Annotated in this window: 21 protein-coding genes; 4 read left to right on the plus strand and 17 right to left on the minus strand. The window is 38.9% G+C overall.

What is annotated here, in order from left to right; all coding sequences use genetic code 11:
• Positions 1-134: IS3 family transposase (locus AC1Z3K_RS16965; RefSeq protein WP_461732511.1), on the plus strand; the 134-nt coding region annotated here is incomplete at its 5' end.
• A 339-nt stretch (positions 135-473) separates the two neighbouring features.
• Here the strand turns inward: AC1Z3K_RS16965 and AC1Z3K_RS16970 are convergent.
• From AC1Z3K_RS16970 to AC1Z3K_RS17005, 8 genes are all read right to left on the minus strand, one after another.
• Positions 474-968: a GyrI-like domain-containing protein gene (locus tag AC1Z3K_RS16970; protein ID WP_461733391.1), complete on the minus strand. Its 495-nt coding sequence runs from the start codon at positions 966-968 to the stop codon at positions 474-476.
• A gap of 50 nt (positions 969-1,018) precedes the next feature.
• On the minus strand, positions 1,019-2,185 hold the full coding sequence (locus AC1Z3K_RS16975; RefSeq protein WP_461733392.1) for a M28 family metallopeptidase: 1,167 nt from the start codon (positions 2,183-2,185) through the stop codon (positions 1,019-1,021).
• Between the two features lie 336 nt (positions 2,186-2,521).
• Positions 2,522-3,961, minus strand: coding sequence for an ABC transporter permease subunit (locus AC1Z3K_RS16980; protein WP_461733393.1), 1,440 nt, complete (start codon positions 3,959-3,961; stop codon positions 2,522-2,524).
• Positions 3,958-4,707: an ABC transporter ATP-binding protein gene (locus tag AC1Z3K_RS16985; RefSeq protein ID WP_461733394.1), complete on the minus strand. Its 750-nt coding sequence runs from the start codon at positions 4,705-4,707 to the stop codon at positions 3,958-3,960. Before AC1Z3K_RS16985 ends, AC1Z3K_RS16980 begins: the two co-directional genes overlap by 4 nt.
• Before the next feature lie 408 nt (positions 4,708-5,115).
• Positions 5,116-6,411 carry a sensor histidine kinase gene (locus AC1Z3K_RS16990; RefSeq protein ID WP_426081977.1) on the minus strand — a complete coding sequence of 432 codons (1,296 nt, stop codon included), beginning with the start codon at positions 6,409-6,411 and terminating at the stop codon, positions 5,116-5,118.
• 7 nt (positions 6,412-6,418) lie between these two features.
• Complete coding sequence (locus tag AC1Z3K_RS16995; RefSeq protein ID WP_426081978.1) at positions 6,419-7,153, minus strand: LytR/AlgR family response regulator transcription factor; 735 nt, start codon at positions 7,151-7,153, stop codon at positions 6,419-6,421.
• 601 nt (positions 7,154-7,754) lie between these two features.
• On the minus strand, positions 7,755-10,466 hold the full coding sequence (locus AC1Z3K_RS17000) for an FtsX-like permease family protein (protein WP_461733395.1): 2,712 nt from the start codon (positions 10,464-10,466) through the stop codon (positions 7,755-7,757).
• A 14-nt stretch (positions 10,467-10,480) separates the two neighbouring features.
• Entirely contained in the window at positions 10,481-11,182 is a 702-nt protein-coding gene (locus AC1Z3K_RS17005; protein WP_426081980.1) for an ABC transporter ATP-binding protein, read from the minus strand.
• 176 nt (positions 11,183-11,358) lie between these two features.
• Between AC1Z3K_RS17005 and AC1Z3K_RS17010 the strand changes: the two genes are divergently transcribed.
• Positions 11,359-11,910 carry a TetR/AcrR family transcriptional regulator gene (locus tag AC1Z3K_RS17010; RefSeq protein WP_461733396.1) on the plus strand — a complete coding sequence of 184 codons (552 nt, stop codon included), beginning with the start codon at positions 11,359-11,361 and terminating at the stop codon, positions 11,908-11,910.
• Positions 11,911-12,080: 170 nt separating this feature from the next.
• On the opposite strand, the gene AC1Z3K_RS17015 is transcribed toward AC1Z3K_RS17010, so the two are convergent.
• The 8 genes from AC1Z3K_RS17015 to AC1Z3K_RS17050 all read right to left on the minus strand — a co-directional run bounded on the left by AC1Z3K_RS17015 (position 12,081) and on the right by AC1Z3K_RS17050 (position 18,728).
• Positions 12,081-13,061, minus strand: coding sequence for a serine hydrolase domain-containing protein (locus AC1Z3K_RS17015; protein ID WP_461733397.1), 981 nt, complete (start codon positions 13,059-13,061; stop codon positions 12,081-12,083).
• A 211-nt stretch (positions 13,062-13,272) separates the two neighbouring features.
• Positions 13,273-13,659, minus strand: a complete 387-nt coding sequence (locus tag AC1Z3K_RS17020) for a ribosomal maturation YjgA family protein (protein ID WP_461733398.1) — start codon at positions 13,657-13,659, stop codon at positions 13,273-13,275.
• A 258-nt stretch (positions 13,660-13,917) separates the two neighbouring features.
• Positions 13,918-14,838: an LCP family glycopolymer transferase gene (locus AC1Z3K_RS17025; RefSeq protein ID WP_426081984.1), complete on the minus strand. Its 921-nt coding sequence runs from the start codon at positions 14,836-14,838 to the stop codon at positions 13,918-13,920.
• 298 nt (positions 14,839-15,136) lie between these two features.
• Positions 15,137-15,631 carry a hypothetical protein gene (locus tag AC1Z3K_RS17030; protein WP_461733399.1) on the minus strand — a complete coding sequence of 165 codons (495 nt, stop codon included), beginning with the start codon at positions 15,629-15,631 and terminating at the stop codon, positions 15,137-15,139.
• Between the two features lie 37 nt (positions 15,632-15,668).
• Positions 15,669-16,403: an ABC transporter permease gene (locus tag AC1Z3K_RS17035; RefSeq protein ID WP_461733400.1), complete on the minus strand. Its 735-nt coding sequence runs from the start codon at positions 16,401-16,403 to the stop codon at positions 15,669-15,671.
• Between the two features lie 614 nt (positions 16,404-17,017).
• Entirely contained in the window at positions 17,018-17,320 is a 303-nt protein-coding gene (locus tag AC1Z3K_RS17040; RefSeq protein ID WP_426081988.1) for a hypothetical protein, read from the minus strand.
• Between the two features lie 55 nt (positions 17,321-17,375).
• The gene (locus AC1Z3K_RS17045) at positions 17,376-17,912 is read right to left on the minus strand and encodes a thioredoxin family protein (RefSeq protein ID WP_426081989.1); all 537 of its coding nucleotides are present in this window, start codon (positions 17,910-17,912) and stop codon (positions 17,376-17,378) included.
• A gap of 105 nt (positions 17,913-18,017) precedes the next feature.
• On the minus strand, positions 18,018-18,728 hold the full coding sequence (locus AC1Z3K_RS17050) for an ABC transporter ATP-binding protein (RefSeq protein WP_426081990.1): 711 nt from the start codon (positions 18,726-18,728) through the stop codon (positions 18,018-18,020).
• Between the two features lie 97 nt (positions 18,729-18,825).
• Between AC1Z3K_RS17050 and AC1Z3K_RS17055 the strand changes: the two genes are divergently transcribed.
• Positions 18,826-19,575: a polysaccharide deacetylase family protein gene (locus AC1Z3K_RS17055; RefSeq protein WP_461733421.1), complete on the plus strand. Its 750-nt coding sequence runs from the start codon at positions 18,826-18,828 to the stop codon at positions 19,573-19,575.
• A gap of 2 nt (positions 19,576-19,577) precedes the next feature.
• A complete protein-coding gene (locus tag AC1Z3K_RS17060) occupies positions 19,578-20,549 on the plus strand; it encodes an ABC transporter substrate-binding protein (protein WP_461733401.1) in 972 nt (323 codons plus the stop codon).
• 211 nt (positions 20,550-20,760) lie between these two features.
• Here the strand turns inward: AC1Z3K_RS17060 and AC1Z3K_RS17065 are convergent, their stop codons facing one another.
• Complete coding sequence (locus tag AC1Z3K_RS17065) at positions 20,761-21,513, minus strand: MerR family transcriptional regulator (RefSeq protein ID WP_461733402.1); 753 nt, start codon at positions 21,511-21,513, stop codon at positions 20,761-20,763.
• Positions 21,514-21,527: the final 14 nt, after the last annotated feature.

A 21,527-nucleotide genomic window follows, 5' to 3' on the forward strand; every position in this document is an offset into this window, starting at 1 on the left:
ACATAGAGCCAAAATACTCTACCACTACTGTAATAGATATTGTCACAAATTACATTAAGAATTATAATACCCATAGAATTCAACGGAAGTTGGGTTATCTATCACCGATAGCCTATCGAAAACAGACCGTTTAATCGCCTCTCTTTTGCCCTCTCACTTTTGGGGGTCAGTGCCAAAACGCTTAGCATCAAGCACCAAATAAATACTTTTCAGCATCTTAATCTAGGGCATAAACGAAATCCCAGACTTTGGACATCCTTAAAACCGAATAAATGGTATTCCAAAAGCAGCTCCCTCGAAAACAAGCCGGAATATGCGAAAATGTGTATAGCCATTTTCGCATATTCCGGCTTATTGCTTGAAGCACATATCTTTTTCCCTAATCTTCTCTGCTACAGTTCTCAAACAATGACTTAATATCGAACAAGCAATGAGCATTATATTCCTTCATTTTTATTACTCACTGTGAAAAATCATATTTTTTCTACAGCTACAAAAATTTCAACATCCCCCTCTTGGGTATAAACTTCGATATCGGGTGCCCCAGCTGCGATATATCCTGTTTCATATCCGCTATTTCGTCCGCGATAGCCGGATGCTGGCATCCATTTACTAAAAATATCTACCTGTACTTGATCCATGTTTTCTCTTGAGCAAGGAAAAACGGCCCACTCAGCAGCAGGAACTGTATACTCCTCCATCCCTTCCGGAACAGGTTTAGATGTTGCGCAGGCAATAAAGTAGTCAAATACTCTGGCATCGTTTGCATCACTGTTATAGACACTTACACCTAGAAGTCCCGAAGGTATGGTATCCATTAGAGTAGCTAGCTGTATCTGCTGTTTCTGCTCCATCACTTCTCCCCAAAAAACAGGGATATCTTTCATGCCTTTTCCCCCTTCGGTAGTGGTTGTCAACTTAACTCCCACAACTCGAAAAGCGTCCATTTTTTCAATTCTGCACTCCATAGCCATTCCTTCTTTCTTTTTTATTAGATTTTTTACAATAAAGCGTATTTCTAAATGCAGCCCAGAAGAAAACTCACAGCTGCTTCAATCTTATCACTATCAACAATGGTCAAATTGTCTGCTGGTGTATGCATTACTGATTCCATAAGCATGAAGATATTTGATGCAGTAACAGCGACTGTTGGAATACCACATCCAGCAAATAACATGTGATCTCCCATCGGCCAAGGATCAATTTGCTCAACATCAGGAAAGTCACGGGCAAAGGAAGAAACAAGCTTCTCAAATTCTTCGCCGCATTCATAAAATGAATAAGAGGTTTTGCTATCCTGCATTCCCAGACCATCTACATTGAAAGCACAGATGAATTTATCTGGTTCCTGCAAATAAGTCGACATGTATGCCTTTTCACCAGGTGTAGAGTAATAATCTTCACCATTGAATAGGACAATTTCAATTTGATATGGAGTTACTATATTGGTTACACTGGAAGCCAGTACTAACAATGCTGCCACCCCGCTGGCATTGTCTAACGCACCTGGTGTATTAGGTTTTGTATCAATGTGTGCAGAAAATGAAATTTTTTGAGGTCCCTCTCCATAATGAGCAATTACATTTTTTCCATTGGATTCTTTACGCTCTGTAAAAAGTTGAAGTTTCGCAAACGTTGCTTCTCGCAAAATGTGGTCACTTTCTCCTTTTACAGCTGCACATGGAATATTGAAATCCCCATCCTGAATGATTGGCACTGCAACATCCGGTAAAAAACTCACCGTTATGATTGCTAATGGTTCCTTTTGCTCTAGCAGCCGAATAATTTCCTGATGCTTTTCGGGATTCCAGAAAGTAAAACTTTTAGGCATAAGCGGCTCTTCACACAGCTCGCCACTCATGATACAAATTTTTCTATGCAGTTCACTTGCTCGCAGACCTTCTATCGTATCCACATATACAATTTCACCTGCTACATCACAAGGTAACGAGTATTCTGCAGCTATGGTTTCTACTACCACACCATCGACCTCTAACCTTGCTCCTTCGTCTTTCCACGCTAGACAAGGAAATTCTTGTAATGTAACTTCAAACCCGATTTTCTCAAGCTCCGCTGCTGCATAGGCTACCGCTGCTTTGTTCGCCTCTGAGCCTGTCGGACGAGCACCAATATCCTCACACAGTCTCTTTAAATGCTTTTGGATCAACTTCTTTTTTACCGTCAATTTCCACACTCCTCTTTAAATATTATTTAAACTGCTTTTTAACCTCTTCAAACTTATCAAAAAGCAGATTTATTGCCATTCTCCTTGATAATTACAACAGTGGAAGCCAATATTTTTCCCCAATTGAATAGCCCTAATTTCGATTGCTCTGTTACCTTTTCACCCCTCACCACCTACCATTTTTATACACCTGCTATATTTATCGACCACAACTGTCACAGTTACTTTTCGAAACCTCCTTTTTTAGAACGTTTTACTAATTCCACACGATTAGAAGGCCGTTTTTCCCTGACAACATAGAGAATCTCCGAATCGGCTTATCAGTATCAAAATGAATCATAATTTTGTCATCAATTCATCACGACTGACATTTTTGACTCGGTTATATAGGAAAATGTTCACAAATAGTAGGACAATAAAGTAGACAAGTGACCATCCTAAACTGGCATTCGTTTGGTAACTAATGACTGTAGCTGGCATGAAGAACACGAAACCTAAAAAAGTAGAGTAGTATAGACCTTTTCGGGGAGTTTTAGCTTTCAAACTTAAAATGGTCGATACTAAAACCATACTAAAGCTAGTCGCAAGCCCCACACCGATAAGCAGCACAAGCTGACTGGGCGTGTAAAATAAAAGCTGAGTCCCTTCAATCACAGAAAATAGGTTTGCCGCAATCAGATGAAGTGCTGCAGATACCAACAACATCACGATGGATACAAAGCATGGTACTATCGCTTTGCCCCAAAACAGAGCAGACACCAATACAGGAGTAGAAAGGATTGTCTCTCCAGTATTATAGGCCTTTTCTCCGCCAATCGAATAGGCAATCAAATTGGTAGGTATCCGAGGCATAATCAAAATAAGCAACAGGACAGAATAACTCAAATCATTGAGCCCATACATAAGCCACATTGTTAATTGTAATCCTGCCGGGCATAGGGTAAGTATCCCAAATTGAAATTGCAGCATTTTTAGGCTTTTCAGGTAATGTAGCTCATGGAAAAAAACGGCTTCTACTTGATTACGTATTCGAGAATCTCCCAAATGTTTGCGACCCCTACTTGAAATCGTTATCATTTCATACTTTGACTGTTTCTCAATTTCAATAATCGAAGGTCTGTCTATATGGAGGATTTTCAAAACCGAGTATAGGATGACACCTCCAGATGAACAAAAGAAGCCGATAGAAATCACTAATAGCCCCCTCGATTGATTGATTTCATGATTCGTTAAAACTGTCAGTAAAATAACGAAAAAGAGCGAAAACACATAGCACAAAATTGTTGGCCTTCTTCCAGCTCGTTGAATTGTTTCTGCTTTTGAGCTACATAAAACGCCATAAAACGCAGCAACCAGTATCACAAATAAGAAGCCGCATAGAATGACTATCCAGCTTACAGGTGTCATTTCTTGAGACGTATCGGAAAAATTGCGAACGATAAAGATACATACTCCCATAGCTCCAGCATATACAAGCGCACAGATGACATTGTACAAGGCTTTACCAAGTAAAAATCCACTGGTAGATAGAGGAGTAGTCATAACAGATTCCAATGTTCCAGCTTCTCGTTCTCCTGCTATACTTTCAGCTGTCCATTGCTTTTGCATAGTAACACACATAAAAACTGCAAGCGTAAACTGCAACGCAAGCTCTTTGAAAAATAAAGGAAATACTCCGCCAATCCCCAGTATGCTTAGACCATAAAATATCAACAATCCCTTGTCTTTGAAAAACAGTTTTCTTTGGGTACGCATCACCGCTGATAGAACTTTCATGTTTTCATACCACTTTCCTGTGCCAAATACAGCTTTTCAAGATTAAAAGTGCCATTTTTCTGATAATTCGGATCATTTTCCAGTATGTCGATGTCACCGGTAAAAATATTACGTCCATGTCGAAAGATAATGATTCGATCACATATCTTCTGAACCTCAGAAAGGTTATGGGTGGTGAGTAAAATAGTCGCTCCACTTTCCTTTGCAAGTTTTTTGAGCATCTCACGTAATTCCAAAGTAGCCTCCGGGTCCAAGCCATTAGTGGGTTCATCCAGCATTAGCAGTCGTGGACGATGAAGCATGGCACGGATAAGTGCGGTCTTCTTTTTCATCCCTGTAGAAAACCCCTTGACCGGCAAATCACGCTTGTCAGCAATTCCGAACTGCTCTAAAGCCGAATTGATACGAAGATTCGCTTCGTTGCGAGGCATACCATAAATATCTGCAAAATACATCAAATTATCATAGACTGATAAAGGCTCGTATAACCCAACCTCTTCGCTTAGAACACCACACATCGCGCGTATTTGATCACCATTCTTTCTCGGATCTAGTCCAAATACAGAGATACTCCCTTTATCCTGTCGAACCAGCCCTAACAACATCCGCAGTGTCGTCGTTTTGCCGGCGCCGTTATGTCCAAGAAATGCACATACCTGACCTTCTTGTACAGTTATATCCAACCCATTGATAGCTTTGATATTGCCAAAATTTTTCTCGACCTGGTTCATTTCAATCGATTGCATCAAACTACTCCCTTCCCCAGGTAAAAACAAGTCTTTTATTCAGTAACTGTTTCTACAATGATTTACGTTTTGAGCGGATAATTTACTTATAAGATTGCTGAGTTTAGCGGCTCTTTAGTACGTAGTAGTATAACATAGCAAAAAAAGCAATTTGCAGTAATCGACATAAACAGAGGGGATTCCTGTCATAAACATCCAGCAAAAAGCTTCCTTCATACTTTCCCGTCTCAGACCTGCAAATAAAAAAACAGTTAAGCAACACGAGCTGCTCAACTGAAAAATTTGTTTCTTTTAATAGGTTATTTTTAATTTCGATCATTGAGTACAAAACTAGAAGCTTTACTTGTCCTATAATCTCATAGGAGTGCTTCCTCTAAATGGCTTTTAAACAGATATCTTCTTTTTCCACTACAAAAATAACGTAAATTCCAAGACAAAACGTTGATCCTCAAAGCGATATTGCAAATCACCACTGTATTTTTCTACAATTCGTCGGATTATTTTCATGCCAATACCATGATTTGTATAATCTTTCTTGCGTGTGCTGAGCGTCATTGCTTGACCATCTATGCTATTTTCACACCATAGAACCACTACATTGTTTCGTTTTACCATATCAAGTCTGATATAAGATGCACTATCGCAATGATAACAAGCTTCTAGCGCATTATCTAATATATTTCCTAATAAAGCGGCAAAGTCGGTATCTTCAATTTCGATTTCCCGAGGCAAATTGATATCAAACTCACAGGTAATCCCTGCCTCCTGTGCTTTTTTGCATACGGCAGTCAAAAGCCCATTGATACCAACATGCTCTGTAAAAAAATAACCTTCATTTTCATATAACTGTTCAATCAATGTATTGATTTGTTCACCGGCTCTCTCTATTAATCCGGACTTCATATAGGCATTCATAACAATCAACTGATTCTTGATATCATGTCTGATAGCACGGATTTCATTCTGATGAGCTTCCAATTCTCGATAATGTGCATCACGAAAGCTGTCAAGCTGCCGCTGTAAAGCGTACTTCTGATTTTGCTTATAGTACAGCTCTTGTCGTATATACACCAGCAAAGCAATCACGTTGATGGCCAAAAATATCAAACCGATATAAGAAAAGATATATGAACCGAATTGCAGCAGATAACTGCAGGCTATCATACTTAAAATAGGAACAGTCAGTTCCAACGGATAGGTTCTAGTTGCAACCACCTTAAAATCAAATTTACGATACGTTATCCGAATAACAACTACAAACATAAAACACAAAACACCAGCTAATATGTTGATTAGACTAAACAGTTCACTCTCCAAAGTGATATCACCCATGTTCGTTTGGTAAATGGACAACATAAATGAACTAGCAAGTATTTCAGAAGTAAAGATTGGGATAAAGAAAAGTACTGCCAAAAAAAATTTTTTTCTCATGTTCCCATAAAACGACAGAAGAACGATCGCAATCACAATATACGTATTAGATAAGGCTAAGAGAGCGCGAATAAAGCTGTAAATAGGAAAATTCGTATTCAGAAAAATCCCGATTTGATTTCTGACTGCACCAGTCACTAAAAGAATCAAGATAATCCAGCTAAGCCGCCACTCCTTTTTCCGGACTAAAAAAATGCTGCAGTAAAAATCAAAGGTCCACATTGTAAATGCTCCAAAAGTCACTCCTTGCAAATAATCAAAAAAAACTGCCATATCTTTTTTACACTCCTCGTATGAAGGCGCGATACCCAGAATGGAAGGACGCATGGTATCGTTTGCCGATAGCAATTTTCGTACCTGATTGCAGCTGTACCTGCCAACTCTCCAATAATGCAACCTGCTCCAGATTGACCACAAAAGAATTATGTGCTCGAGCAAAAGGAATCCCTTCCACCTTGCTCATAGTCTCCTTCAGCGAGCCATTATATTCCATTTTTTCCCCATTTGACATATGGATTACTATTTTCCTGCCAAGGCTTTCAAAATATTCGATCTGGGCAAGCGGGACTGAATAAATTCGTTTCCGTAGGGAATACGTATATATCGCTTTTCTTTGCCTTAATAGACGAATGGCAGAATGAAGTGTAGCAATAACAGATTCATCATTTAACGGCTTTACCAAGTAACCAAATGCAAGTACATGAAATGCTTGAGACATCCGTTCCACGTGACTAGTGATGAAAATGATTACTGCATCTTTATCCTTCTTACGAATCTGTTCGGCAGTTTTCATACCATCAATCCCCTCCATTTCAATATCTAGCAAATACACCTGAAAAGCATGATTACCACTGTTCAGATGAGCTAAGAGGTGTTCTCCTGAAAGAAATGAATGATAGGAATATTCATAATCTGTGCCTAAAAAAGCAATATCCACCAGATGGGCTAATGCTTCACAAATAATGTGTTGATCATCACAAATTGCAATATGTAATGAAGAATTTTTCTGTTCCATCCTCTATCTCTCCTTCATAGTATTAGTTTCTGTTCTCGTCAATCAAATAACTTCAATAGAAAATAGATAGAATGTTCTCTTAAGTATCAAGAAATCTGTACATAACTAACCGCTTCTGGAAAGCTTGTGAAAATACTTGAATCTCTGTACTCTTTTGGTATTTTTCTACTATGTAAGTATAACATTAACCATATTTACTATCATTCTATTTCTTATTCAAACATTCCTTTCTCGTTGCATATCTTCATTTTTAGAATCGATATTTTGTACTTAAAAATTACACTAAAAAACTTCAACATAAACAGCTTATATCCCATCACTATAACTAAAATGAACCTAAATTATTAACGAGTAAACGATACTTATATTTCCACAGTGTGTGTGACAAATTTTCGTTAACCTTTTTCATAAAGATTTCTCTTAAACTTTTTGATGCGGCGGCTGAGAAAACAACTTCAGCTAAACAGTTTAAGCGGCTTTTTTTACTATCACGCTGGAAGCTCTCTAGAGGGGTGTTTGTCACAATCTTGCATCACATACTAAAAAACCGACTATTCTTCCAATGTTCTCAGAAATAGCCGGTCTCTCCTATGCTTATTTTCTATTCATTTGCCTTCAAGGAGTCAATCATATCAATATGCTTCAGCTTGAAATGCGTGACAAGCATCACGATAATTGTAAAAGAAATAGTTAATACAGCAGAAATCACATAGGCTGGCCAATGAATAACCAGTGGAAAAATCAGATTTTCCATGGATGCCTGACGAATAATAAAGCCGGTCAGTACATATCCAATCCCGTATCCAACGACGATTCCCAACAATGTAAAAATAATATTTTCTCTAATAATATACATCGTTACTTCCTTATCAAAGAATCCCAGAACCTTGATTGTGGAAAGCTCTCTAACTCGTTCTGAAATATTTATATTCGTTAAATTATAAAGAACGACAAACGCCAAGGAGCCTGAAAGTACTACAAAAATCAGAACCACCGGATCCAAATTATCAATCATGCCCTTTTGCGTCTCAATTTGACTGGACAGGAAGCTGGTATTCTGTACCTCTTTGGTTTCCAATAGCTTGCCTGCTAAGGTATTTTCTTCTTTTACTGTCATTTTTTTAGTCTTTAAAAGAAAAGCATTTTTTTCAAAGCTCTGACCGACAGCTGTTTCATAGTAGTCTTGAGAAACATAGAGGAAATGGCCCAAATAATTCTGTGTGATCCCAGCAACCTTGATTTTAACAGGTTCCTGATTCTCATCAAAGAACGTCAGTTCATCGCCTACCTCTACATTAAACAGCTCCGCCAATTTTTCGGAAATGATTCCGCCGCTTTTCGGCAGAGAAAGCTTTTCTCCGGATAAGCTGCTTAAGTGGATATATTTTGAAAAATCAGCTTGATCTCCCGGCACCATCATCGTTACACTTTGTGTCGCTTGTCCTGCTTTTTTTAATTCCAGCAGCTGATTAACAGCCGGCATAAAAGAAGTAATTTTGGCTTCCTTATCAAGCACTGCTTCTGCCTCGTCTGTGTTTCCATCGTCTAAGGTGACTACTGCCTGATAATCAATGATTGGACCAAACTGTTTATCAGTTACTGCCTCCAATGAATTCTTAATCCCAAAACCAGCTACCATAAGACCTGTACAACCAGCAATCCCAATAATTGCCATGACCATTCGGGACTTATAGCGGAATAAATTCCGATAGCTTACCTTTTGATTAAAGCTCAGTCTAGACCAGAGAGGAGTGATGTATTCTAGAAAAATTCGTTTACCAGGCTTCGGTGCCTTAGGCTGCAGCAACGCCGACGGACGTTCAGTTAATTCCTTCAGCAGAACGAGCAAGGCAGAGCCTAAAGTTGCAAACAGAAACGCAATACTAGCCTGAATAACAGGCACAGCTTCATAAAAGATGTGAACATCTTTAAAATTATACTGATCGCTGGAAAGCTCAAACACGATTCGCGGTAAGGTGTTGGTTCCGACAACAACGCCTAATAGTACACCAATAATCGAGGCTGAAAGTGCATATAAGACATATTTTTTAGAAATCTCAAACTTGCTGTAGCCTAAAGCCTTTAAAGTCCCAATCTCTTTTCGATTTTCCTCTACCATTCGAGTCATCGTGGTGAAGGTAATCAGCGCAGCAATAAAGAAAAAGAAGACGGGAAAGACATCGGCAATAGCTGCGATACGGTCAGAAAGATCGCCGTATCCTTGAAAACCGATATTTTCTGTACGTTGATTATAGAAATAGGTAGGCGTTTTTAATGTCCGAAGTTCCTGCTCACCTTCCGCAACCTTTGCTTCTGCCTGAGTTAGCTCTTCCTGTTGTTCTTCTAAGAGCTTTTTGTTTTCATCCAGCTCATTTTGTCCAGTGATAATTTGCTGTAACGCAGCGGTCTTTTGTTCTTCAGGAAGAGGCAGCTGCTCCAGCTGTTGTTTCTGTTGATCCAGCTCATCTTGTCCAGCTTGAAGCTGAGTCTGCGCATCTGTCAGAGCTGTTCTTCCTTCTGAAATTTTTTCTTTGGCAGGTGTCAGCTCATCTTCAATTAAATTCTGCAGCTCCTTTAGACGGGCTTCAGGTCGACCGGAAAATTTTTTCTCAATCAGCTCCTGATTTTTCTGCATTTGCTCTTTATATTCTTTTTCATAAGTGTTTAACCCTTTAACATTATCAAAGGACAGATATAAAACAGCTTGTATATCCGCTGCAAAATTGGCTTTTGGCACATAGGCAAAATAATCTACATCTCCATCACCAATCGTGGTCATGCCCCGATCAGTCGTGTTGATGAACAATGGGGAATTTACAAAACCAACAATTGTATACTCCTTATTAGTTAGCTGTTCAGAATCATCAATTAAATAATTATCGCCAATTTTATAACCTGATTTTTCAGCCGCACTGTCCAGCACAACTTCTTTATCCACTTGAGGCAGCCGTCCTTTTACGACAACCAGCTGATTTTGTTTTTGCTCTTTATCATAGGAAAAAATCTGCACAACCTCATTTTTTTCGGGTTCTGCGTAGTAAAACTGCTTTCCTGCTTCTACTTCAATTCCAGAAATTCCTTTTAGTCGTTCTTCATCGGCTGCAGTCAATCCGCCAGTGGATAGGATCTGTAAGTCAGATAAGTGCTGCTTTTCGAAATATTGGCTTCCAGAAGTATTCAATACCGGTCCAGTCGTCTTCACTCCCACAAATAGAAGTGTTCCTAGAAAAATAATCAGAATAATCGCAATGAAGCGCCCTCTGGATTTTATTATTTCACGAAAAGCAGCTTTTAGATATGTTTTGTTTTTCATTCCTATTCAGCCCCTTACCAGATAATTTCATCAATCGACATCGGCGAATCATTGGTTTCGATTGAGCGGACTTTCGCATCATTGATGCGAATCACACGATCTGCGATTGGCGCTAATGCGGAATTATGAGTGATGATAAGTACTGTATTTCCTTGTTCTCTACTGGCATTCTGCAACAGCTTCAGGACTTGCTTCCCTGTCTCGAAATCCAGTGCCCCAGTAGGTTCATCGCATAAAAGCAGCTTAGGATTTTTTGCTAAAGCCCGGGCAATAGAAACCCGCTGCTGCTCTCCGCCAGAGAGCTGTGAAGGAAAATTGTTTAGTCGATGAGATAAGCCAACCTGGGCCAGCACCTCTTCCGGGTTTAATGCTGCTGGAGACACCTCTGTGGCCAGCTCCACATTTTCTTTGGCTGTCAGATTAGGCACTAAATTATAAAATTGAAAGACAAAACCGACATCTGTTCTTCGATAAGCTGTCAGCTGCTTATCAGAAAATTGAGCAATATCTGTTCCATCAACGATTACTTGACCTTCATCCGGCGAATCCATCCCGCCTAAAATATTTAAAACTGTTGATTTGCCAGCACCGCTAGGTCCTAAAATAATGGCTAACTCACCTTTTTCAATAGAAAAAGAAAGGTCTTCGTTGGCTACGATTTCCGTTTCCCCCATTTTGTATCGTCGATATTCATTCTTTATTTCAACATAACTCATTTAGGTATCCCTCTTTTAACACATCATGAAATAGACATGATGTTGATTTTTTAACATGATGTTAGTATACTCATTGTGTACTTTTGGAGCAAGCCTCAAATTTTAAAATTTTGTCATTAAATAGACAGATTCGAAAAATATGTTCATATAATTAAGAAGAGAGAGAAGGGATTGACATGGCTGGTACCCCTAATAACCGCCGGACACTATACACAAAAAAAGTCATCCGCAAAGAGTTTCTAGCTTTACTGCAAACCAAAGATTTATCAAGGATTACGGTTAAAGAAATCTGTGAACAAGCAGATGTCAATCGCGGCACCTTCTATAAATATTATTCTGATCCTTATGATTTGTTTCAGCAAATTGAGAACAATTTGATTGAAGAAATTATGAGCAGCATCCAAATCAATGAAAAGGCTCTGGATAGCTGGCTCGTCACTATTTTAACTATTTTAAGTGAAAACAAGGATGCCGTTCGTATTATTCTCAGCGGTAAAAATGAAAGCCGGCTGCTCAGTTCCATACTTGAACGGGTGCGTCCTCAAGCCTTTGAGCAATTTCGACATATCTTTGCTGACTCCTCTCCTGACAGGCTGGATTTGTACTTCACTTATTTCGTTGACGGAACAATTGGGCTTATCGAAAATTGGCTAAAACGCTATTCTTACCTAACACCTGAGGAAATCTGCACAATGATTCTGACTCTTTTCTCCACAAAGATTCAATAGCATGCGGGGAAGGACTGGCAAACTTTGGTTGTTGATCTTCCCTTTTGACAACATAAAACAGAGAAAAGGATTTTATTAATATCCTTCTCTCTGTTTTCGTTAACCTTCAAATAAATGGCGAACTTACCTATATTTCCGCCAATAAGCTTTTATTCTATCAGCAGAAAGCATTATTCCTCAAAAGCTGGTTCCACATATTTTTGGATAAAATCAATGCGGTCCTTGGCTTCCGGCATAAAGAGCGCCGTCATCGCAATCACCAAGTTTTTGCGGGAATTAACATAGATGATATTGCCGCCATCGCCCATTGCTGCGTAGCTATGAGCTGCTCCATCTATTACCCACCACAGGTAGCCGTAAGCCAGATTCGGCTCCAGCCAGCGGCTATGCTCTCTCGTGCTTTCCCCTATCCAGCCGGCTGGTATAATCTGTTGCCCTTCCCAGACACCATCATTTAAATAAAGCTGACCGATTTTTGCCATATCTGCAGTGGTTAACGTCAACCCCCAGCCGGCAGCATTCACTCCAGAAGCATCTGCCACCCAGCCACTGATATTCCGTGCTTCATAAAATGCAAGCTGTTCTTCCTGACTATGAAAAACCACGTCACTTTTTACTGAGATTCCCAAAGGTGCAAACAAAGCTTCCGCTGCAAAACTTCGTACAGATTTTCCAGTTGCTTTTATTAAAATTCCAGTTAAAATATCCGGTCCCACAAGAGGTGTATAGCGAAACGTCCCTTGTGAATCTTGACCGCCTAACAAATCTAAAGAAAATTTCACCCAGCTAGAGCTAGTAAAATACTCTGTATACGGTTCAGTCTGATGCTTATAAGGTGCAGTCATCGTCATCAACTGCTTCACTGTTATCTGTTGTATTCCTTTTTCCCCGTCCTTAACTACATATTCCGGGAAAAAGTCCAGTACTTTCTGATCGATACTTTTAATGTAACCTCTTTCTACAGCAATGCCAATTAATGCGGAAATAATACTTTTAGTCACAGAAAAAACATGAAGAGAGCTCTCAGCTGTACACTCATTGAAATACTCTTCGTATACGTTTTCGTCATTTTTCTGCACAATAATACCTGCTGTATTTCCGTATTCCTGATTGATTAATTCTCTTAAATTTGTTATTTTTTCATGCTTCATCCGAATTCCTCCTTTGATTGAAGGCGCCTTCTCATAAAGCATAACTTCATTAAAAATCCTTTTCAAGAGCTATTTTAAAATAAACTAAAAATATTTTTAGTTTGCTTAACCACGCAGAAAATTACCAAAAAAAACATTTTACAATGTTATAAATTAATTGTTTCCCTTTGACCTACCTCCAATAACTTTTTTATCTCTATCAATTTCTTTATTATTTTCGTTTTCCCAATTGCCAATCAATTAGAGTACCTGCACCAACACCTAGCGTATACGCCAGCATATCCGACCAAAGGAAGCCGTGACCTAAAACCAAACTCCCCAAAGTAGTCGTTCGAATTGTATTGATCCAATCAGCCTGATATAGCTGACTGATTTCAATCAACCAGCAAAAAAGTAGCGCTCCTATAAATAACACCAACCTTCTTTGTTTAGGAAAAAAGACACATCCTATTAAAAAAATCATTAGTGCCCACAGGCTGTCGCCTAAATACTGATTGACAAATGCTGGAAACAGCTGGGAAAAACGCCGTGAAAATAATCCCGCTCCCATCACAAGGAGTACGCCTATGCCGTAATAAATTCTATTTCTTTTAATCATTTATGCAACCTGCCTTTTTTCTTTCTACTCTTAAACTTTACTTTAGATTTAAGCCTTCAACAATCATCTCAATAAATGAGTACTGAATAAAATACAACTAAAAAAGAGCAACAGTCAAAAGCTTACGAAGTGCGTCCCCAGCCAGATTTAAAAATCTAACAATTAGTCCTCACTTCATTTTTCTTTTTGACTATCACTCTCTTAATTACCGTACTTTATTTTTCTTCGTCATTTAAAGCTAGACTCTTAGCAGTCTAGTTACTGCTCCATTTGCTTTTTCAGCTCATTCCGAACCCGTGTCAATTCTTCTTCTGTAATACGCTGGTAGGAAATTTCGTTCTGCATGAACCCTTCTCCTTTTAACTGATCCTGCTTTACAGCACTAAGAATCGAACGATAATCAAATGCGATGGTTTTCATCTCATCAAAGGTCAAGTCTGTTCTCATATGCTCGCCTAAAGCATCTAGTACATTCCCATATTTGGTAACTCCGGAAATAGTAAGAATCTTCCTCACCAGACCATCAAGCACTTTTCTTTGACGTTCCTGTCTGCCATAATCCCCGTTAGGATCATCATAGCGCATCCTGGAATAGGCCAGCGCCTTATCGCCATTTAAATAGACTTCACCGATATTGAAGCCATAGCCATCTTGAGTAAAGTTTATTGTATTACTGATATGAATGCCGCCTACAGCGTCAACTAAGTCCTTCAGCCCTGCCATATCAATCGAGACATAATGGTCTACTGGAATATCCAGCAGTTTTTCCACCGTAGCCATAGACATGGCTGCTCCGCCAAAAGCGTACGCATGATTAATCTTATCTTCCATATCCTTACCGACGATTTCTGTATACGTATCCCTCGGAATGCTGACGATTGTCGTCTGTTTCTGTTTAGGACTGACCGTTACAAGCATCATCGTATCAGACCGCCCCTGATCTACACGATCCTCAGTCCCATTATCAATACCTAGCAGCAGCACCGAAAATGGCTCCTGCTGTTTTAAATCAACTGGTTCTTCACGCTTTGAGCTATCATGCCGTTTCACTTCTTCATAGCTCTTACCTGCGGCCTTTGAAATATCTGAATAAAACTTAGCAGCCAATCCGGCAGTCGAAATAATCAACAGCACAAAAAAGCCAATTAAAATAACAACAATTTTCCCCTTCCTTGTCACTCCATATCCCCCTTAGTTCAATCAAAATTAATAAAAAAACGAGCGTTCTCTCTTATAATTCTACTTTTACCGCTGAAGGAAAGCAATAGCTTCTTAATTAGATATCTCACTAACCAGATACAAGACTAAAAAATAAATAACATAAAGAAAACAAAACAATCCTCTTGGAAACTCAAGAGGATTGTTTTATCTATCTAAAAACTATTTATTTTCGTTTTCAAGAATAATAAAATACTCATATTTTATTTATGCATATTTTTGGAAAAATGCTTTCTTTTTTCTATTACCCACTCAAGATTTATTGATCATTGCAAGCATGACAGCCATAAATACTCAATAATAATCCGTGGTAGGGACATGTAGGATACGCAGCTGCTGACAGAGCACTCTCCTCCTCAAAAGATAACCAAGTAATCTGTTCTATTGTCAGTTCTTCAAGCAAAGCAATTAGCTGATTGACTACAGGAAACAGCAGTTCCTCTGATGGACAATAATCTAAGCTTTTCCAGCCGATTCTTTTTTTTATGCTAGTTACTGCCTGCAGTAAAAAACGTTTATCCTCTTCGAAGGACTGCTCAATCCACGATAGTCCAGAAAGCTTCAACAGAATTGTTCCTAATCCGATGCAGCTTTGATCATTCTCTAAAATGGAAATCGTTAAGCTCTTTTGGGCAGCTGTTTCAGCTAGTGAAGATGCACTTAACCCGAAGGTCGTTAATAAAACAGCTGTGAGGCCATTTGACAGTTGTATGCTTTCTGCTTGATTTTCCGATAAAATGATTAAATTACTCATTCACTAATTCCTCCGGTAATTTCCATACAGACTGGGATCATTTATACGTACACATTTTTCTTTCCAAGCTATCAAAAAGACTAAAAAGAGCAAAGCCCAGCAGTCCTATCATTACAATTCCCGCAAACATTTCTTCGTAATTCATTTTTGTCCATGCACTCAAGATAAGATAGCCTAAGCCAAACGTAGTATTATAATTCTCTGCAAAAAATAAAGCAGCTAAAGAAATACCCGTACTTACTCTAAGACTCGAAATTAAAGCTGGAATCAGCGCTGGAAAAAGCAGCTGCTGAAAAACTTGAAGCTTCGTACTATGGTAGTTTTCCATTACCTGATAATAGCCTGCAGGAATTTGATTCACACTATCTCGGATTGAAACAATCACTTGAATCGATATGATTGAAAAAATCAACAGAACTTTAGACAGATTCCCTAGACCAAAAAAAATCATAAATACAGGTAAAAAAGCGACTTTGGGTAAGGGATATAAAAAATACAGGATGGGGCCGAACAAACGACCGAACCAGCGGCTGCGGCTAAGTAAAATACCTAGAGGAAGACCGACTATCAAAGCAAATAGCAGCGCCACAGAAATTCTAGCTGCACTAGCTCCTGCATGAAGCAGCAACGGCTGTTTTATTTCCCATATTTCTTTCATCACCTGCATAGGTGTTGGTACAGCTCGATTACCTGTTATGACTGCCAGCAGCTGCCACAGCAGACCGATAGAGACAATACCAAATATACTAGTGCCTACTCTTTGCTTGATCATTTTGATCTCCTTATAACTTTTATTTAAGATTCTATTTTTTACTCCTAGCGGCTTTTTTACAAGCTTTAACAACGTCCACTCAATCAATTTTAATCAGCACACTTACTATGCGAAACGATAAGAAAGTACCGTAAAACATCTACATTAGCTATTTACTCTCGATACTTTTGTCATTTGCTATCAGCATTTTTCAAATAAAAAACGATTGCCACATAAAGTGTAATACAGTTTGTTTTAAATCACCAGAATGTTTTAGCAAAAAAGTGTTGAACAGATGCTTACCTAGTTAGTAATTAAATATGTGTGCGTGACCTTCTCAATTTTCATTCTATAATCTAAATACAAATAAATAGTGTTCCAAATCCCCACCCATGCGTTGATAATTAGTGCAGAGCGGGAGTCGTAAACTTCATAACAACTCTTCTGGAAATCGTCGACCTTTTCTCGAACTCCACGGATGAAAAATTTCAACTTGCAGCTGTCAAATCCTTATTTTTATATAAAAAAACTTCCTGAAATGTGACAATCATTTATCGTCTCTTTTAGGAAGCTGTTTACTAAATTAAACAGTATTGAAGGTGTAGCCAAACGTAGTAACCTGTTATAAGGATAGTTTATTTAAAGAAACTATCTATAATCTCCTTAATTTTATCCCCTTGCTTATCTAATAGCAGATGTGCAGGTACTTTTATCTCCGGGATATTTTCATTATTTTCAATCGGCGGAAAAGGCTCTGGAACAACTAATGCATCAACATTTCCAGAGTTTTGAGCTTCTTCCCATTTAAAGGTGATTTCATAGGTATCATCTAAGGCTTCATGAAGCTTTTTTTCTAATTTTGAGGTGTTGGGAATCCCCCCTAAATAATTGACGCTCAACAGCTGCTTAGCATATAAAACAAATGCGATTTTTTTCATTAATAATCCCTCCTAATAATTTTTTACTATTGCAACACTTAGACTTTCTACAAAATCATTTTATTTCATCAAGGATTTCTTGGTTGTCAATCAGCCAACTCTCAAAGCTTTCTTCTGAAAGCCCCTCTGAAGCATCCCATTCAATCTTACTAACGACTTTTTGTTCTTTGTAGATAATAAATGCAGGTGTTTGCATAAACTCGTATTTTTCTTTAAAAGCCAGCCATTTTTCTTTATCCTCTCGCAGATAGGAGCCTTCAACATAGAATAATTTATTTGCCAGCTGATACTCTCTCATTTTCTGCTCCAGAACTGGATAAAAAATCGAGCAATCCGGGCACTCTGCATTACCAATGTAAGCAAATACCAAATCTTCGGAATCAACTTTTTTCTCAAAGGATTGAACAGGGTAAGAAATTAAGTCTTTAAAAATCAAACGATTACTTTGTTCGACTGCCAACTGATCGCTCAGATAATCTGCTTCTGCTCTTTTTTGGCTAAACAAAATACCAAAGGTAATGCCGATTACTGTGAGAATTGTACCGATAAAATACATACTTTTCTTAACTTTATACTCTTCCTTAGTTTTCATTATATAATTCTCTAGGTGCTGCTTTTGGGCCTCCGTTTATTCGAGTTTTAGGAGTAGAAAGAGGTGAAGATTTATTTATACCCGCTCTCATTTTACACAGTAAATTCAACTTTTCAAGAATTTTCTGAGTGTAATACAATAGTTATAGAAATCAACAGAATCTCGCCGGTTGACTAAGTGAAAAACCGGATTTTTATGAACAGATATCCCGTCTCTATCCATAATCAGAATGGTCTCACCTAAAAATGCCGCTTCTTCTATATCATGGGTGACAGTAATCAATGTATTGCCTCTTTTCTTTTGCTCAGACAAAATGAAGCCCTGTGCTCTTTCTTTTGTTTCCTGATCAAGAGAAGAGGTCGGCTCATCCAATAGTAGAAAAGCCGGTTCCGTAATCAATCCTCTAGCCATTGCCGTTCGCTGCTGCTGTCCGCCGCTCAACTGTCCGGGAAAGGAGTTAGCAAGGTCCGACAGCTCCAGCTCTTCCAGCAGCTTAGTTACTCTTTTTGTTCGTTCTGCTTTTGATACTTTTTTTAATTTCAAGGGCATTTCAACTGTTTGATAGACTGTCTGCCAAGGGAACAGCTGCAGATCCTGAAAGACAATTTCAATATTGCTTTCGGTAAGTCCATCATACTGAATTGTCCCTGCTAATGGCGTTTCAAACCCTTTCAGCAAAGACAAGAGTGTACTTTTTCCAATACCTGATTTTCCCAGTAAGGCATAGGTCCGACCTTTTTCAAAAGTAAAGGTTAGCTTATCAATCACACGTTTGTCTTTATAATCAAAAACAATTTCTTTTAATTTGATTTCCACGTTCATTCTCCTTTTGTGACTATTCTCACAACTGCTTCTACCTCATTCTGTGGTATACTGTATCCGGTATTATTTTGAAGAAAGTTAGGTGAAGCTAGTGTTTAGAACACTTGTATTCCATGAAGTCCGGCCTGCTGAAGAACTAACAGACAGTCCCCGTCCTATTTTAGTTAGCGACGGTTATCAAGACGCTCTGCCGCTGCCGCTTTTTGATAGTTTACCTCTATTTGAGGAAAAAATGAACTATCTGAAGGAACAAGGTTATCATACCTTAAGTATCGAGGAGGTGAAAGCTTTTTACGAAAAGCAGCAGCCCTTACCGGAAAAATCAGTTTTACTTACATTTGACGATTGCTTCCAATCTATGAAGGAGTACGTGTATCCTCTATTGAAGAAAACTGGATTCAATGCGGTCGTCTTTGCTCCAACCGGCTGGTTATTTGATAAGCCTGCTCCCTATCAGGCAGAAGTCTCGCGGGCATTAAGCAAGACAGAGCTAGAAGAAATGAAGGATGTGTTCGTTTATGCAAATCATACGAATCATTTTCATCAGCGCAGAGGACGAGAGCTTTCCAGGCCCATGTGGGAGACACCGGCAGCCTTTGCTGAAGATTTGGCTGAGTGTAATACCTGGGTTGATCTAAAAGATGTCTTTGCTTACCCTTTTGGTTTATATGACCAGACGACTGTTGATTCCTTAAAAAAACTGAATTACACATTAGCATTTACAACAATTCCCGGCATTAATACGGAAGCAACGTCACCATTAGAGCTGCGGCGCGATGTGATTCCGTATACGCTGTCGCTAAATGATTTTAAAAAAATGATGGAAACTAAAGGAGAATAAGCATGAAGAAAATTTTGAGCAGTGCACTCATTCTGCTGAGCTTGGCAGGATTGGCGGCTTGCGGTAATAATGACAAAGACACAGAAGCAAGTACCTCCTCCAGTGCCGCAGAAGCAAAAGTTACCGACCAGACACTGACGATTGGTGTTTTGCCTGCTGAGTCGGCCATTCCGATTATCTTAGCAAAGGAAGAGGGCTTCTTTGAAAAACTGGGCTTAAACGTAGAGATTAGCTCATTCGCTTCACCAAATGACCGTAATGTTGCAATTCAGGCAAAAGAGCTGGATGGTACAATCAGTGATGTGATGACGGAGGCAACGTTTAAAAAGAACGGCATCGATATGACTATTACTTCTGATATCTTAGAAGATTTTAAAATCCTGGCCTCTCCCGCTTCCGGTATTACGGATATGAAAGGTCTTAGCGGTAAAAAAGTTACCTTGGTTCCGAATTTTATTTTGGAATATATCATGGATGATTTTGCTAAAATGGATGATTTCACCTATGAAATCGTGGAAATTCCTTCTTTCTCAGCACGTTCTGAAGCTCTGCTGAACAACCAAGTAGACGGCGCTGTGTATACTGAGCCGCAGGCAAGCATGCTGGCGGATCAAGGTGCTATCGTTCTCGGCAGCTCCAAGGCTCAGGGAATTAAAGGTGGAACCATTCAATTTATGGACACCGCATTAAAAGACCGTCCGCAGGATATCGCAGCCTTTTATGAAGGGTACAATCAAGCAATTGACTATATGAATGACCATCAAGCCTCTGAATATGCAGATATTCTATCTGACTATCAATTTCCGGATGCGATGAGTAAATATCTAGATACACAGTCCGAAAAATATCCGTATGCGCAAGAAGTTCCCAAAGACCAGCTTGAGGCAATCATTTCTTGGACAAAGGAAAAAGGGCAGATTGAACAAGATTATACGTATGCTGAGCTGACAGATTTCAGCTACTTAAAACAATAAAAATTTTTAATTGAATGGTGTACCAAAAGCGTTTTTTCCTATTCCAAAGAGGTAGAACACTTCTGGTACACCGTTTGTTAACTATAGGGGATGAGGCAGACAGATGTCTCCCCTTATTTTTTTCAATACTGAAGAACTCTAAAAATAATTCATTTTTTATTTGTTCAACGCTGTTTATTTGCTGTTATTTGCCTAACCTGCCCACTTACAGCTAAGAGAGCCTTCGAGAAAGCTTAATAACAAACTTATCTGAATAACCAGCAAGCTCGCTGCAATAATCCTCATGGTACAACGGACCTATCATTTGATAGTCTGCTGTTCTGTTCAAAAATTCCGGAACACAGTTCATAATTTCTTCGTTGCTCAGTACATGAAGAATACTGACATAGCTTCCAGCCTGCTTGATATGATTACTCTTCTTTTTACTCACCTTTTGAAAAATAAAGGAATGTTTAGGAACCGCCATCTTTTGTTTCAGTTCCTTCTCTTCAAACAACACCCCATACTGATACCCATAATTCAAATAATTGACGGATACCGGCTGCCCGCTTTTATCTTCTACAAAATAGTATTCCTCTCGTTCAAGCGGTTCTTCAAATAATTGATCCGTTCCGATTGTTCGAAAATGATTGAACCGGTCGGTCATAAATCTCAGCTGCTTATTCATTGCTTTCAATTCTGACAGCTTATTTTCAATAACAAGCTGCTGCTCTTTTAAAAGCTGCGCTTTTTGCTCCATATCCTCAGACTGCAGCATTTCGCGGATTTCTTTCAATGAAAGTCCCAGCTCTTGAAACAGCTTAATCGTACTAACTGTATCGCATTGATACAATCCATAAAAGCGATACCCGTTAACATCAACAAAGGCAGGCGCCAGGAGACCAATCTTTTCATAGTGAAATAGTGTTTTCTTGGATACTCTGCATAGTGCTGAAAACTCTCCAGTAGTATATTTCTCTTTCATTCTTCTCACCTCTT

The organism is Enterococcus sp. LJL128 (assembly GCF_056924295.1).

Coding starts and splice junctions, on each gene's coding strand:
- AC1Z3K_RS16990 (WP_426081977.1), bottom strand. CDS start 6,411: ATGGCAGTTTTTTTTGATTATTTGCAAGGAGTGACTTTTGGAGCATTT.
- AC1Z3K_RS16985 (WP_461733394.1), bottom strand. CDS start 4,707: ATGCAATCGATTGAAATGAACCAGGTCGAGAAAAATTTTGGCAATATC.
- AC1Z3K_RS17005 (WP_426081980.1), bottom strand. CDS start 11,182: ATGAGTTATGTTGAAATAAAGAATGAATATCGACGATACAAAATGGGG.
- AC1Z3K_RS17040 (WP_426081988.1), bottom strand. CDS start 17,320: ATGAAAAAAATCGCATTTGTTTTATATGCTAAGCAGCTGTTGAGCGTC.
- AC1Z3K_RS17010 (WP_461733396.1), top strand. CDS start 11,359: ATGGCTGGTACCCCTAATAACCGCCGGACACTATACACAAAAAAAGTC.
- AC1Z3K_RS16970 (WP_461733391.1), bottom strand. CDS start 968: ATGGAGTGCAGAATTGAAAAAATGGACGCTTTTCGAGTTGTGGGAGTT.
- AC1Z3K_RS16995 (WP_426081978.1), bottom strand. CDS start 7,153: ATGGAACAGAAAAATTCTTCATTACATATTGCAATTTGTGATGATCAA.
- AC1Z3K_RS17065 (WP_461733402.1), bottom strand. CDS start 21,513: ATGAAAGAGAAATATACTACTGGAGAGTTTTCAGCACTATGCAGAGTA.
- AC1Z3K_RS17020 (WP_461733398.1), bottom strand. CDS start 13,659: ATGATTAAAAGAAATAGAATTTATTACGGCATAGGCGTACTCCTTGTG.
- AC1Z3K_RS17030 (WP_461733399.1), bottom strand. CDS start 15,631: ATGAGTAATTTAATCATTTTATCGGAAAATCAAGCAGAAAGCATACAA.
- AC1Z3K_RS17045 (WP_426081989.1), bottom strand. CDS start 17,912: ATGAAAACTAAGGAAGAGTATAAAGTTAAGAAAAGTATGTATTTTATC.
- AC1Z3K_RS16980 (WP_461733393.1), bottom strand. CDS start 3,961: ATGAAAGTTCTATCAGCGGTGATGCGTACCCAAAGAAAACTGTTTTTC.
- AC1Z3K_RS17060 (WP_461733401.1), top strand. CDS start 19,578: ATGAAGAAAATTTTGAGCAGTGCACTCATTCTGCTGAGCTTGGCAGGA.
- AC1Z3K_RS17035 (WP_461733400.1), bottom strand. CDS start 16,403: ATGATCAAGCAAAGAGTAGGCACTAGTATATTTGGTATTGTCTCTATC.
- AC1Z3K_RS17000 (WP_461733395.1), bottom strand. CDS start 10,466: ATGAAAAACAAAACATATCTAAAAGCTGCTTTTCGTGAAATAATAAAA.
- AC1Z3K_RS17015 (WP_461733397.1), bottom strand. CDS start 13,061: ATGAAGCATGAAAAAATAACAAATTTAAGAGAATTAATCAATCAGGAA.